The organism is Streptomyces sp. NPDC001617 (assembly GCF_053596855.1).
The window spans coordinates 1-13,423 of sequence record NZ_JBSFHA010000018.1 but is presented as its reverse complement, the minus strand read 5'-3'; the positions used below and the strand labels follow the sequence as shown (position 1 = coordinate 13,423).

The 13,423-nt window shown below is 67.7% G+C and carries 10 protein-coding genes and 2 pseudogenes; 8 read left to right on the top strand and 4 right to left on the bottom strand.

The annotated features are described in order from the left end of the window. Positions 1 to 19 precede the first annotated feature (19 nt). From ACWC09_RS16150 to ACWC09_RS16140, 3 genes are all read right to left on the bottom strand, one after another. The gene (locus ACWC09_RS16150; RefSeq protein ID WP_450851166.1) at positions 20 to 1,288 is read right to left on the bottom strand and encodes a sensor histidine kinase; all 1,269 of its coding nucleotides are present in this window, start codon (positions 1,286 to 1,288) and stop codon (positions 20 to 22) included. Further along, entirely contained in the window at positions 1,279 to 1,932 is a 654-nt protein-coding gene (locus ACWC09_RS16145) for a response regulator transcription factor (protein ID WP_450851165.1), read from the bottom strand. Before ACWC09_RS16145 ends, ACWC09_RS16150 begins: the two co-directional genes overlap by 10 nt. 1,012 nt (positions 1,933 to 2,944) lie before the next feature. Next, entirely contained in the window at positions 2,945 to 4,915 is a 1,971-nt protein-coding gene (locus ACWC09_RS16140; RefSeq protein ID WP_450851164.1) for a potassium transporter Kup, read from the bottom strand. A gap of 396 nt (positions 4,916 to 5,311) precedes the next feature. Between ACWC09_RS16140 and ACWC09_RS16135 the strand changes: the two are divergent. After that, a pseudogene (locus ACWC09_RS16135) lies at positions 5,312 to 5,592 on the top strand (DNA-binding protein). On the opposite strand, the pseudogene ACWC09_RS16130 reads toward ACWC09_RS16135, so the two are convergent. Beyond that, a pseudogene (locus ACWC09_RS16130) lies at positions 5,587 to 5,811 on the bottom strand (MFS transporter); the annotation flags it as partial. The pseudogenes ACWC09_RS16135 and ACWC09_RS16130 overlap by 6 nt on opposite strands. Before the next feature lie 475 nt (positions 5,812 to 6,286). Between ACWC09_RS16130 and ACWC09_RS16125 the strand changes: the two are divergent. From ACWC09_RS16125 to ACWC09_RS16095, 7 genes are all read left to right on the top strand, one after another. Continuing rightward, complete coding sequence (locus ACWC09_RS16125; RefSeq protein WP_450851271.1) at positions 6,287 to 7,282, top strand: ABC transporter permease; 996 nt, start codon at positions 6,287 to 6,289, stop codon at positions 7,280 to 7,282. A 40-nt stretch (positions 7,283 to 7,322) separates the two neighbouring features. Further along, on the top strand, positions 7,323 to 9,086 hold the full coding sequence (locus ACWC09_RS16120) for an ABC transporter substrate-binding protein (RefSeq protein ID WP_450851163.1): 1,764 nt from the start codon (positions 7,323 to 7,325) through the stop codon (positions 9,084 to 9,086). A gap of 103 nt (positions 9,087 to 9,189) precedes the next feature. Then, positions 9,190 to 10,200: an ABC transporter permease gene (locus ACWC09_RS16115; RefSeq protein WP_450851162.1), complete on the top strand. Its 1,011-nt coding sequence runs from the start codon at positions 9,190 to 9,192 to the stop codon at positions 10,198 to 10,200. Further along, positions 10,197 to 11,300, top strand: a complete 1,104-nt coding sequence (locus ACWC09_RS16110) for an ABC transporter ATP-binding protein (protein WP_450851161.1) — start codon at positions 10,197 to 10,199, stop codon at positions 11,298 to 11,300. The genes ACWC09_RS16115 and ACWC09_RS16110 overlap by 4 nt, the downstream gene beginning before the upstream one ends. Positions 11,301 to 11,344: 44 nt before the next feature. Continuing rightward, positions 11,345 to 12,361, top strand: coding sequence for an ABC transporter ATP-binding protein (locus tag ACWC09_RS16105; RefSeq protein ID WP_450851160.1), 1,017 nt, complete (start codon positions 11,345 to 11,347; stop codon positions 12,359 to 12,361). Positions 12,362 to 12,444: 83 nt separating this feature from the next. Then, positions 12,445 to 12,708, top strand: coding sequence for an integrase core domain-containing protein (locus tag ACWC09_RS16100; protein ID WP_450851159.1), 264 nt, complete (start codon positions 12,445 to 12,447; stop codon positions 12,706 to 12,708). Between the two features lie 125 nt (positions 12,709 to 12,833). Then, positions 12,834 to 13,241: a hypothetical protein gene (locus tag ACWC09_RS16095; protein ID WP_450851158.1), complete on the top strand. Its 408-nt coding sequence runs from the start codon at positions 12,834 to 12,836 to the stop codon at positions 13,239 to 13,241. Positions 13,242 to 13,423: the final 182 nt, after the last annotated feature.

Sequence of the window (13,423 nt, the reverse complement as noted above, 5' to 3'; positions counted from 1 at the left end):
GAACCTGCAAGCAACCTGACTACGTGACCGCACGCACCGCCGGGAGCGTCACCTCGACATGACCGCGGCCGTCCGCGATCGCCCGGACCTCCACACCGGCCGAGGCGGCAATGCGCCGGACCACCGGCAACCCCAGCCCATATCCATCGCCGCCGGTCACACCCGCCTCGAAGACCCGCTCGACGTCCGCGGGATCGAAGCCTGGGCCGTCGTCCAGGACATCGACCACGACGGTCGCACCCTGGTTGCGCGCGGTGATCCACACACGCGTCTTCGCGTGCCGCTGGCCGTTCTCCAGCAAGGGTGACAGCAGCGACACGGCGACATCTGGCGCCAGGGCCACCTCGATCCTCGCGGGAAAGGCGACCTCGACCGCGCGATTGCCGATCGCCTGCCGCGCTGCGGAGCGCAGATCGCACCGGGTCCCCTCGTCCGTGCGGGCGCGCGCGGCGCGCAGAATCGTCGTGATCGCCGCGTCGAGGCGGTCTACCTCGCTCAGTACCGCGTCCGGCGGCACCGGCTCACCGGACAGCTGCGCCAGCTGCGCCTCACCCCGCAGGACCGTGAGCGGTGTCCGCAGCTCGTGGGCGATCTCGTCGGTGAGCCGGCGCTCGTCCGCCAACGCGTTGTCGACGCGCTCCAGGAGGCGGTCCAGCGTCTGTCCCAGTTCCCCGAACTCGTCGCGGGGGACGCCGAGGTTGAAGCGGCGCCCGGGTTCGTGATGGCCCCAGTCGTCGGCGAGAGCGGCCATTTCGTGCACGACCCGCAGCGCGCGGTGCACCACGAGATGCGCGACACCACCGGCGAGGAGGACCGTGAGGCCGCCCAGGATCAGCGACAAGGTCAGACTGCGCTGCTCGGACGTCTCATAAGGCGTGAGGTCCACCCGGACGACCACCATGACGTGGCGGCCGTCGACCGGGACATGCCGCGCGTACAGGAGGGAGTCGCCGACGGTCGCGGTCTGCGAACGCCCCGAGTCCGCCAGCTCCTCGACACGCCTGACCACGCTCGCCGGTACGTTCCCGTCGATCAGGCGGCCGTCGGCATACACCCAGGCGACCTCGTCCAGCGCCTCACTGCCGTTCTCCGTGAGCACGACACGGCCACCCTTGCCGGTGACATTCGCCGCGACCGCCTCGGCGCGCGTGCGGGCCAGATCGTGCGCGTCGGCGTCCGTCACCCTGCTCAGCAGCACGTGCGAGACGACGACCAGGATGGCGACCACGGCGGTGGCGATCAGGACGGTGAGCGCGACGACGCTTCTGCGGAAGCCCGTCACTGCCATCGGTAGCCCACGCCGCGGACGGTCGCCAGACGTTCGGCCACGCCCAGCGGACCGAGCTTGGTCCGCAGCCGGCGCACATAGGAGTCGAGGGTGTTGTCGCTGACGTGAGCCCCGTGCGGCCAGCCGGCGGCGACGAGGGCGTGGCGGCGCACCGCGTCGCCCTGCGAGGCGATCAGGCGGCCCAGCAGCCGGAACTCGGTCGGGGTCAGGCTCATGCTCACCGAATCGTAGGTCACCACGTGCTTCGAAGGATCGAGGACGACCTCGTGCGATGCGCGCGCCACGGTGGCCCGGCGCAGCAGCGCCCGGACGCGGACCAGCAGTTCCGGGATGTCGAAGGGTTTGGTCATGTAGTCGTCGGCGCCCGCCTCGAAGCCGCCCACCTTGTGATGCAGACCGTCCAGGGCGGTGAGCATCAACACCGGCACGTCGACGCCGCGAGCCCGCAGGGCCAGGCAGACATCGCGGCCGTCGGCGTCCGGCAGCCCGAGATCCAGGACGACCAGCTGGGGCACCGGCGTGAGGTGCCGTAGCAGGCTGTCGGCCGTGGCGGCCACGGAAACGGTGTGACCGTCGTGCTCCAGGGCACGTCTGAGGATGCCGCGAACCGCCGCGTCGTCTTCGCACACCAGGATGAAAGCCACGTGCCGACCCTAGATTCTCGCGTCTCAATACTCCATCCGCCCCGGCCAGGTACTTGACGCCGGCCCGCTCCCTGCCGGGACGGCACGGTGGCGCGTCCGAGCGTATGCAAGACCTCCCAGGGGTGAGCTTGATCGAAGAGGTAGCCTCGGCTGTCGGTAACCCCCTCAACTCCGGTTTTCGCCGCAGTGGCTCACGCCCGTCCTCACGACGCTGCTTGTCGTCCTTCGCCGCGGCATCAGCGACGGCACCCGCGAGCGTGGTGGTTGAGTTGACCTGCGCGCTCCAGGGCTTCACCAAGTCCTCGGGTAATTGGGCGCACACAAGATTGCAGAGGCGCAGGCAGGCCGAAGCGGCGTGCAGCGCCCTCCGCCTCCTGGGTCGATCCTGTACGGACATCGCACGAGGACCCATACGGGCCGAGTCGCATCCCGGACACGGTCAGAGGGCAGCGAATTGGCCTGATCCCTCTGGCCACTTGAGCGTGAACCCGCTCCTGGCTGCGCACCGGGGCAGGGTGAGGTTGCACACACCACGCCCTCGATGAAGACGATCACCACCAGCAGTGGGGAGAGGCCGTGGACTGCCGGAAACCCGCTGGCGATGGCGCCCCACCCAGGGTGATCAGGACACAGGTGTGGGCGGTGATGCGAGTGTTGCCGGCAGGAGCGGTGCAGGGCGCGGCCGGAAGTCTGTTCTGCGCCCACTCACTCCGAGGGCCCAGGCATCCTTGCCTACTCTCCGAACTGTAGGACGGATGGCCTGGCTCCACCTCGCCGCCTCGCGATCTCTAGCCTCGCGCTTTCACGAGTCGTGCTGTCCGGCTGGTGATCAGGAAAGCAGAAAGTGCCTCTGACCAGCAATGCTGGCGATTTGGGCCGTTTTCGCAGGTGAGGGTAGGGGTCCCGGGTTCCGCGTGACTTTGAGTGAGTAGCTGACGTGGCTGAGAGCTTCGTGTCCGTGCCGGGTGTGAACGGCGTTGGCCTCCCACCCGTCCCTCGGCGTCCGGCGCGTCTACACCTCGATGTGCGAGCCCATGATGACCGTGCGGTCGCGGGGCAGGCCGAAGTACTCGGCGGCGTCGGCGGTGATGTAGGAGGTGGCGATGAACAGCCGCTTGCGCCAGGGCGCCATCGTGTGTGCCTTTCCGCGTCGGAGTTCGATCTTCGACAGGAAGTAGGACGCCTGGTCGAGTTGCAGCGGCCCTTCGGTCCGGGCCGGGTCGAGCATCGCCAGTATGCCGGGCACGTCCGGTGTCTCCATGTAGCCGAACCGGGCGGTGACGTGGAAGATCCCGTCGTCGCTGTAGCCAAGGTCGTCGACGACGATCCGCTGGCCGGCCGGGACGCGGGGCACGGGCTCGGTCTCGATGGACAGGATCACGACATGGTCGTGGCGCACGTGATTGTGCTCGACGTTCGCCCGCATGGCCAGGGGCGCGGTCTGCTTGCCCCGGTTGAGGAAGACGGCCGTGCCGGGGATCCGGAGCGTCGACACCTCCCCGGTGCGCAGGCGGTCGATGAACTCCGGCAGCGGGCCTTCCTCGCGTGCGCGTTCCGCGGTGACCAGTTCGCGGCCGCGTTGCCAGGTCGTCATGACGGTGAACACGGTGAGGCCGATCAGCAGCGGCAGCCACGCGCCGTGGACGAGCTTGGTCAGGTTGGCCGCCACGAACAGCAGGTCCACGAAGAGCAGCACGGTGGCGCCGATGGCAATCAGCCACCTGGGCGTGCCCCATTTCGCGCGGGCGACGTAGAAGAACAGCAGGGTGGTGATGGTGATGGTGCCGGTGACCGCCATGCCGAACGCGAAGGCCAGCGCGGTGGAGCTGCGGAAGGCGAAGACCAGGGTGAGGACCGAGACCATGAGCAGCCAGTTGATCCAGGGGACGTAGATCTGGCCGATGGTGGACTCGGAGGTGTGCGCGATGCGCAGCCTTGGCAGGTAGCCGAGCTGGGCGGCCTGGGAGGTGACCGAGTACGCGCCGGTGATCACTGCCTGGGAGGCGATGACGGTGGCCGCCGTGGCCAGCAGGATCATCGGCCACTGTCCCCAGTCGGGCACGAGCAGGAAGAACGGGCTGCTTATGTTGTGCGGATCGGTGAGGATCAGCGCGCCCTGGCCGAGGTAGCTCAGGATGCACGCGGGGAAGACGAGGATCAGCCAGGCGCGGGTGATCGAACGGCGGCCGAAGTGCCCCATGTCGGCGTAGAGCGCCTCGGCGCCGGTGACCGCGAGCACGACCGCGGCCAAAGCAAAGAAGGCGGTGCCGAAATGGCCGAACAGAAAGCCCAGGGCGTAGGTCGGCGACAGCGCCCGCAGGATCTGCGGGTGGTCGGTGATGCCGGCGACGCCGCTCGCGCCGATGGCCGCGAACCAGACGATCATGACGGGTCCGAACACCCGGCCCACCGCCGCGGTTCCCCTGCGCTGCACCACGAACAGCAACACGATGATCACCGCGGTGATGGGCACCACCGCACTGTCCAGCGACGGCTGGACGACCTTGAGCCCCTCGACCGCGGACAGCACCGAGATCGCCGGTGTGATCATGCTGTCACCGAAGAACAGCGACGCACCGAAGATGCCCAGTGCGGCCAGTACGACGGCGGCCCGCCCGCCCCGCTGGGAGCCCCACCGCCGCAGCAGGGTGATCAGCGCCATGATGCCGCCCTCGCCGTCGTTGTCGGCGCGCATCGCCAGCAGCACATAGGTGACCAGGACGATGATCACCACCGACCAGAACACCAGTGACACCACCCCGTACACGTTCTGGGTGGTGACCGGGACGGGGTGCGGATCGCTCGGGTTGAACACGGTCTGCAGGGTGTAGATCGGGCTGGTCCCGATGTCGCCGAAGACCACGCCGAGAGCACCGATCACCAGCGCGAGGCGCACCGAGTCGTGCGTGCCCGCCCGAGGAGCCTCCGGCGCCGCCGATGCGGGTCCGTCATCTGCCGCGGTGCTCTGCCGGCGACCGGCCATGGTGATCCTCCTCCGTACGGGCCGCTGAACTGCAGGCCGGGGCATCGGGGCGGACGATACCTATCCCACAACGCAACCTCCGGTAGGGGGTGCCGCTTCGTCTCGAAGGACGTCTCGCACGGTCGGCCCGCAGGAGGGCGCCGGCTGTGCACCGGGAGACGTGAAGCACCTCCAAGCCCCGCTGCTCGCACGATCGCATAGGCGGCGAGCGACGACGCCACGTTCACGCCGACGACGCGCCGTCCGAACGGTGTAATGATCACCGCGGCGCTCGCACGCGATCGAACGCCTGGTGACCTTGACCGACACCACGCCCAACTCGCTGCTCCTGGAACGAGCGGCCGACCCCGCGACCGCACAGTCACCGGCTGGCTCGCGCCAGCCCGCGCCGACGACCTGCGCGTGATCACCTCCGCGGCAACCCTGGTAGAGGTGGTCCACCCTCGGATCAACCGCCCGGCCCTGGAATGCACGTTGTCCCGCCTGGTCGTCGAACCGGTCACCGAGCCCCTCGCCCGCCACGCCGCCGCACTCTCGCCGACACCGGCCTGCACGGACACAAGTACGCCCTCGACGCCATGCTCACCGCCACCGCCCTCACCGCCCCCGGCCGCGTTGATCAGGATCAGGACCCAGAACAGGACCAGGTCACCGGCGTCGACCAGGAGGAAAAGTGATGGGACGAAGGCCCAGGACATCGTGAAGGCGCCGTAGGTCTGCTTCTTGCCCCAGCGGAACGTCAGGTGGCTGACCAGCGGCAGCCACGCGAGGCCGGCGATGAACCAGGTGAGCATGACGAGCGACGCCTCTTCCTCGGTGAAGCCCATGACGTGCACGCCGAAGTAGATGGAGACGGTGGCGGTCACGCTGAACGGGGCCCACCCGAACGCGGTCATCCCCATCAGCAGCCGGACGTAGCGTGACTTCAACAGCCCGAGGAAGCCTGCGGCCACTGCCAGGCGACGCCATGTCAGACAGTGCGCGGAATATGGTGCCCGGCCCTCCGGCGGCGCGCCGCTCGGCGCGATCACCGTGGCCACGGCCGTCCGTGCAGGGTCACAGGTGCTCTCACCTGCCCATACGGAGCAAACCTCCTCGGGGTCCCGCTAAGGCGTCATCGTGCACCTGCCAAGATGTCCCCATTCAGCACAAGTCCCCGCTTCGACCCCCGCGCCGTGGGTACGCCACAGATATCCTCTATCTTCCCATTTGCGCATGTAGCGCCTCATTCGTCCTATAATGAGGCGTTCCTACCACCCTGGTCTGGCGACCCTTCGGACCGGTGCTGGATGGATGATCATCGCCCGCCGGGCCATCGTCCGTCATGGCTGCACCTGGAACCGGTCACCACCGGACAGGGGGTGCACGGCTATGACGGCCCCCATAGAGGTCACCGGCTCAGCCGCCGAGGCGCAGCCGGAGTCCGTGCTGTCCGGGATGGGCGAGGGGATCGAGGGCCGGTCGCTCGGGCAGATCGCGTGGATGCGGTTCAAGCGTGACAAGGTCGCGGTCGCGGGCGGCATCGTCGTTCTCTGCCTGCTGGTGCTGGCAGTCTTCGCCAAGGTCATCGAATCCGTCTTCAAGCTTGATCCGGACGCCTTCCACCAGAATCTGATCGATCCGGTGCTGCTCAGGCCCAAAGGGGCCTGGGGCGGGATCAGCTGGGACCATCCCCTCGGCGTCGATCCACAGTTCGGCCGCGACCTGCTCGCGCGGATCATCGAAGGTGCATGGGTGTCACTGGCGGTCGCGTTCGGCGCGACCATGCTGTCGGTGACTCTCGGCACGGTGCTCGGCGTGGCCGCCGGCTATTACGGGGGCTGGGTCGACACGGTGATCAGCCGCCTCATGGACATCTTCCTGGCCTTCCCGCTGCTCCTGTTCGCGATCGCTCTGTCCGCCTCCCTTCAGGGCGGCGCCTTCGGACTGCACGGGTTGACGCTCCACATCAGCGTGCTGATCTTCGTGATCGGTTTCTTCAGCTGGCCCTACATGGGCCGCATCATCCGCGGCCAGACGCTTTCGCTGCGCGAGCGCGAGTTCGTCGACGCGGCGCGCACCCTCGGCGCCCGGGGGCCGCACATCCTGTTCAAGCAACTGCTGCCGAATCTCGTCGCACCGATCATCGTCTACTCGACGCTGCTGATCCCGACGAACATCCTCTTCGAGGCCGGTCTGAGCTTCCTCGGCGTCGGCATCCAGCCGCCGCAGGCGTCCTGGGGCGGCATGCTCAACCAGGCCATCAGCCTCTACCAGGCGGATCCGTGGTTCATGCTGGTCCCGGGTCTGGCGATCTTCATCACTGTCCTGGCATTCAACCTGCTCGGCGACGGACTCCGGGACGCCCTGGACCCGCGGAGCAAGTGATGCGCGCACCGATTCCCGGCTCAGGCGAGGGGAGCTCGTCATGAGGAGATCAAAGACCACATTCGTTCTTGCGGGGGCCGCAGTCGCGGCGCTGGTCGTGTCAGCGTGCGGCGGCGGCAACGGCGGCGGCGGAACGGCGGGGAAAGCCCCCGCCTACAACGCCGGCATCACCGGCGTGGTCAATCCCTCCGACCACAAGGGCGGGACAGTGGTGTACCAGCTTTCGAGCACACCGGACTCGATGGACCCCGGCAACACCTACTACGCCTTCATGTGGGACTTCTCCCGGGTCTACGCGCGGGCGCTGACCACCTTCCAGCCCGCACCCAAAGGTGCCGGCCTGAAGCTCGTACCGGACCTCGCGGAGGGGCTCGGCAAGCCCAGTGACAACGGCAAGACCTGGACTTACCACATCCGTCCGGGACTGAAGTTCTCCGACGGCACACCGATCACGACCAAGGACGTCAAGTACGCCATCGAGCGGAGCAACTACGCGCCTGATGTGATGTCCAACGGGCCCACGTACTTCAACGCGCATCTGGTGGACAACACCCCCAAGTACCAGGGGCCGTACAAGGACAAGACCGGCGGCCTGAAGTCGATCGAGACGCCTGACGCCACCACCATCGTCTTCCATCTCAACCAGCCGTTCGCAGACTTCGACTACCTGGTCAGCAATCCGCAGACCGCGCCTGTCCCCCAGGCCAAGGACACCGGCTCGGACTACGTGAAGCACGTGATCTCGTCCGGCTCGTACATGTTCCAGAGCTATCAGGACGGCAAGGGCGCAACGCTGGTGAGGAACCCGAACTGGAGCGCGTCCTCCGACCCGATCCGCAAGCAGCTCCCGGACAAGATCACCGTCCAGTTCAACATCGCCCAGACCACGGTCGACCAGAACCTGATCGCCGGCAACGCCACGCTGGACATCGCGGGCGCCGGCATCGCGGCGCAAAGCCAGGCCGCCGCCTTGAGCAACCCGACCCAGAAGGGACACATCGACGACGCACAGAGCGGCGCACTCGCCTATGTGGCGATCTCCACGGCCGTGAAGCCGTTCGATAATGTGCACTGCCGCAAGGCGGTGGAGTACGCGGTCGACAAGGTCTCCGCGCAGACCGCGACCGGCGGCGACATCCACGGTGACATCGCCACAACGATCCTGCCGCCCACGGTCTCCGGCCACGTCAAGTACGACCTGTACAAGACCCCTGGTTACAAGGGAGCGAACTCGCCGGAGGGCCTCGCCGCAGCCAAGGATGAGCTCAAGCGGTGCGGCCACCCGGGCGGCTTCTCCACCAGCCTCTCCGCCCGGGCCGACCGGCCCAACGAGATCGCGATCGCCCAGGCGGTCCAGGCGTCGCTGAAGAAGGTCGGGATCAACGTCGGCATCCAGCAGTACCCGTCGGGGAAGTACTTCACCGACAACGCCGGCGCGCCGGCCTTCGTCCACTCGCACGGTCTCGGTCTGATGATGACGGCGTGGGCCGCCGACTGGCCGACCGGTTACGGCTTCCTCCAGCAGATCATCGACGGCACGGCCATCAAGGCCTCAGGTAACTCCAACCTGTCCGAGCTGAACGATCCCGGCATCAACCAGATGCTCGACGCGGCCATCGGCAACACCGACGCCGCGGCCCGCACCAAGGCGTGGGGTGACATCGACAAGGCCGCGATGGAGCAGGCGCCTCTGGTGCCTCTGCTCTACCGCAAGGACCCGCTGTACCGCCCGGACCACGCAACCAACGTGTTCGTCACCGAGGCATACGGCATGTACGACTACCTGAACGTCGGCCACAAGTAGCCCTTGGCGGACGCGCGGACCGTACCGGAAACGGAGGAGGTGAAGGGCGGGGCGCCGGCCGACCGGGCCGAGGTCCGGCCGGCAGGGGCCCCGCCGCCCGACCGTGGGTGCGTACATCATCCGGCGCGTAGCGGCGGCGGTGATCCTGCTGTTCGTCGTGACGGCCATTACCTTCGCGATCTTCTTCATGGTGCCACGACTGGCCGGCGAGACCACCACTCAGCTGGCGGCTCAGTACGTCGGCCGCGACCCCAGTCCTGAGGCACTGGCCGCCGTCAAGAAGAACCTGGGTTTCGACCAGCCGCTGTACACGCAGTACTGGCAGTTCGTGCACGGGATCTTCGCCGGCCGCACGTTCCATTTCGGGCCGGATGCCTCTTACTGCCAGGTGCCGTGCTTCGGTTACTCGTTCAAGAGCCACCTGCCGGTCTGGCCGCAGATCACCCAACGCATCCCCGTGACGCTGTCACTGGCCGTGGGGGCGGCGATCATCTGGCTGGTCAGCGGTGTGTCGATCGGCGTGCTGTCGGCGCTCAAGCGCGGCTCGTTCTTCGACCGGCTCTCCATGGGCATCGCGCTGGCCGGCGTCTCGCTGCCGATCTTCTTCACCGCGCTGGTTTCGCTCGCACTGTTCAGCTACAAGTGGTCGATCTTCCCGAACCTGCACTACGTGCCCTTCACCTCGGACCCGCTGATGTGGGCGAAGAATTTGGTACTGCCCTGGGTCACCCTCGCCTTCTTGTACTCGGCGCTGTACGCCCGGCTCACCCGGGCAGGCATGTTGGAGACGATGAGCGAGGACTACATCCGCACCGCACGGGCCAAGGGCCTCACCGAACGGACGGTGGTCGTCAGGCACGGTCTGCGTGCCGCCCTCACCCCGATCATCACGATCTTCGGCCTGGACATGGGTCTGCTGCTCGGCGGCGCCGTACTGACCGAGACCGCCTTCTCGCTGCCAGGAGTCGGGCAGTACGCGGTGCAGGCGATCACCGACAACGACCTGCCGAAGATCATGGCCGTGACCACACTGGCTGCCTTCTTCATCGTCGTGGCCAACCTCGTGGTGGATGTGCTGTACGTCGCCGTCGACCCCCGGGTGAGGTACTCATGAGCCGCAAACCTCGCGAACAGCCGCCGATGGGGTCGTCCATTGGCGGTGTGGAGGCGGGCCGCGGCGCGCCGCCCGGTACCGGCTTTCTCCACATACGCGACCTGCGCATCCACTTCGACACCGACGACGGTCTGGTCAGGGCCGTGGACGGCATTTCCTTCGAGCTGGATCGGGGCCGGACGCTGGGGATCGTCGGCGAGTCCGGGTCCGGCAAATCGGTGACCTCGCTGGGCATCATGGGCCTGCACCGCACGCTCAAGGCCAAGATCTCCGGCGAGATCTGGCTGGACGACGAAGAACTCATCTCCGCCCCTCCCGAACGCGTGCAGCACCTGCGGGGCCGCAAGATGGCGATGATCTTCCAGGACCCGTTGACCGCGATGCACCCCTTCTACACAATCGGCGCCCAGATCACCGAGGCCTACCGGGTGCACCACCCGAAAACGAGCCGCAAGGAGGCCCGCCTACGGGCGGTCGAGATGCTCGAAAGGGTGGGAATCCCGCAACCCGCCACCCGGGTGGACGACTATCCGCACCAGTTCTCCGGCGGTATGCGTCAACGCGCAATGATCGCCATGGCTCTGGTCAACGACCCCTCGCTGCTGATCGCGGACGAGCCGACGACCGCACTGGACGTCACCGTCCAGGCGCAGATCCTGGACCTCGTCCGGGAGCTCCAACAGGAGTTCGGTTCCGCGGTGATCATCATCACTCACGACCTGGGGGTGGTGGCCGAGTTGGCCGACGACATCCTGGTGATGTACGCCGGCAAGTGCGTGGAGAAGGGCGAGGCCAAGCAACTGTTCACGGCGCCCGAGCATCCGTACACCTGGGGCCTGCTGGGCTCCATGCCGCGCATGGACCGCGAAATGCAGGCGCGGCTGATCCCGATCGCCGGGAACCCGCCGAGCCTGATCAGACTGCCGCTCGGATGCGCGTTCCACCCGCGCTGCCCGTTTGCCGACCGCAACGGTGACAAGTCCCGCACGGAGGTCCCCAAGCTGACCGACGCGTCAGGCACCGGCCATCTCGTGGCCTGCCATCTGCTGCCCGAGGAACGGCGCCGGATCTTCGCCAAGGAAGTGGCGCCCGGGCTGTGAGGCCGGACGAAGGCTGTACGGCCGGAGAAGGATGTGGAGGTCTCATGGGACGCACGCAGACCACCGATCACGAGCCCCTGCTGAACGTCCAGGGGCTGGTGAAGCACTTCCCCATCACCCACGGCCTGCTGCGCCGTCAGGTCGGCGCGGTGCGGGCGGTGGACGGCATCGACTTCAGCGTGCTGCCCGGAGAGACGCTGGGCGTGGTCGGCGAGTCGGGCTGCGGCAAGACCACGACCGGGCGGCTGATCATCCGGCTCCTCGAGCCCACCGCAGGGAAGATCGAGTTCGAGGGGCACGACATCACGCACCTGTCGCCGGGCGCGATGCGACCTCTGCGCAAAGACATCCAGATGATCTTTCAGGACCCGTTCTCCTCCCTCAATCCCCGGCACACCGTCGGCACGATCGTCGGCGATCCCTTCCGGCTGCAGAAGGTGAAGACCGCACAGGGAGTGAAGCGCGCCGTCCAGGACCTGCTGGAACTGTGCGGGCTCAGCCCCGAACACTACAACCGCTACCCGCACGAGTTCTCCGGCGGCCAACGGCAACGCATCGGCGTGGCCAGGGCGCTGGCGCTGCGGCCGAAGATGATCGTGGCGGACGAGCCGGTATCGGCGCTGGACGTCTCCATCCAGGCCCAGGTGGTCAACCTGCTGGACGATCTCCAGGAGGAGCTGGGCCTCACCTACGTGATCATCGCGCACGACCTTTCGGTCATCCGGCACGTCTCGACGCGGGTGGCGGTGATGTACCTGGGAAAGGTGGTGGAGATCGGCGGCAGGGAGTCGCTGTACCGCGGGCCCATGCACCCCTACACGGTGGCACTGATGTCCGCGGTCCCCGTCCCGAACCCCGAGCGCCGCACCAAACGCGAACGGATCCTCCTCACGGGTGACGTGCCCTCGCCCGTGAACCCACCCCCCGCCTGCCGCTTCCACACCCGCTGCTGGAAGGCGCAGGACATCTGTAAGGTGCAGGAACCACCGCTGAGAGAGCTCAAGCGGGGACACCTGGTGGCCTGCCACTTCCCGGAAAACATGTCTGGCGAAGCAGACTAGCCTGCGCGGGGCGTCGGCCCCGGCGCAGGACCGCGGCAGCGAATACACGTCGAGGCGTCCAGCAGCTGTGCGGCAGGTGGGGCGTGGTGCAGTCGATGGGGCGCGTCGGGTCGGCCCTGGACAATGCCGCCGCGCAGTCGTTCCACTCGGTCCTCAAGGTCGAGTACATCTACCGGCACACCTTCGCCACCCGCGCCGAGGCCCGGCTGAAGACCGCGACGTGGATCGCGGACTTCTACAACACGAAACGCCGTCACAGCGCGGCCGGCGGGAAGCCGCCCGTCGAGTTCGAACGGATCGTCCAGGAAACGCGAGCTCGGACCGATCAGGAAGGCCGGGCCGCATAACCAACGTCTCTACGCAACCAGGGGATTGACAGGATCGACCTCTCGTTCGCCGAGTACGCGGGCGACTGGCCGGGCCGCCCGCTCGCCCTGCACCCCCGGCCATCGCCCGCGCGGTCGCTGAGATCGTGCAGCGCGCCGAGGACGCACTCGACGCCCCCGAGCGGCGGACCGCACCGGCCGACGCCACTGTGGCAGAACGAGCCCTGCAGTCCATGGACTTCGCACCGCCGCCCGGGAAGGTCGTCGACGACGCCGCAGTACTCACCCGACTCGCCACGGTGGAAGCGGCGCTGGAACAACTCCGCCGGGCGGCCGCCGAACCGTTCTCTGTCAAGTTCAGCGTGTTGAGACATGGTCAGCCAACTGCCGCAGTGAGCCGGCTACGGAAGGTGAACAGCGACCTGCGCCGCACTCTCGCTCTGTACGAGGAGGCGATCCGCCAGCTGGCCATCGAAAACGACGCACTGCGCAGCGGCGGCACCGTTCTTCCACTGCCCAGCCGCAGCAGGCCCGCGCCACCCGGGCCGTCCTGAATCCGACACCCCCCGCTGGCGCCTGGCGTGGATATGGTCGCTGGGCGTGGCGCTCAGCCGACTACCGGTGATCAAGTGGAGTTGATCAAGCCGTGCGTGCCGACGGCGTGCTCGTTCCTGCCCGGGTCGCGTCGGTGCCCCAGCTGGCCAGCAGTCGCAGGGCCTCCGCGGACGGGGAGTTC

What these genes read in the sequence shown, in the direction of transcription:
- ACWC09_RS16150 (WP_450851166.1), bottom strand. Translation starts at nt 1,288, where the DNA reads ATGGCAGTGACGGGCTTCCGCAGAAGCGTCGTCGCGCTCACCGTCCTG.
- ACWC09_RS16140 (WP_450851164.1), bottom strand. Translation starts at nt 4,915, where the DNA reads ATGGCCGGTCGCCGGCAGAGCACCGCGGCAGATGACGGACCCGCATCG.
- ACWC09_RS16125 (WP_450851271.1), top strand. Translation starts at nt 6,287, where the DNA reads ATGACGGCCCCCATAGAGGTCACCGGCTCAGCCGCCGAGGCGCAGCCG.
- ACWC09_RS16120 (WP_450851163.1), top strand. Translation starts at nt 7,323, where the DNA reads ATGAGGAGATCAAAGACCACATTCGTTCTTGCGGGGGCCGCAGTCGCG.
- ACWC09_RS16110 (WP_450851161.1), top strand. Translation starts at nt 10,197, where the DNA reads ATGAGCCGCAAACCTCGCGAACAGCCGCCGATGGGGTCGTCCATTGGC.
- ACWC09_RS16105 (WP_450851160.1), top strand. Translation starts at nt 11,345, where the DNA reads ATGGGACGCACGCAGACCACCGATCACGAGCCCCTGCTGAACGTCCAG.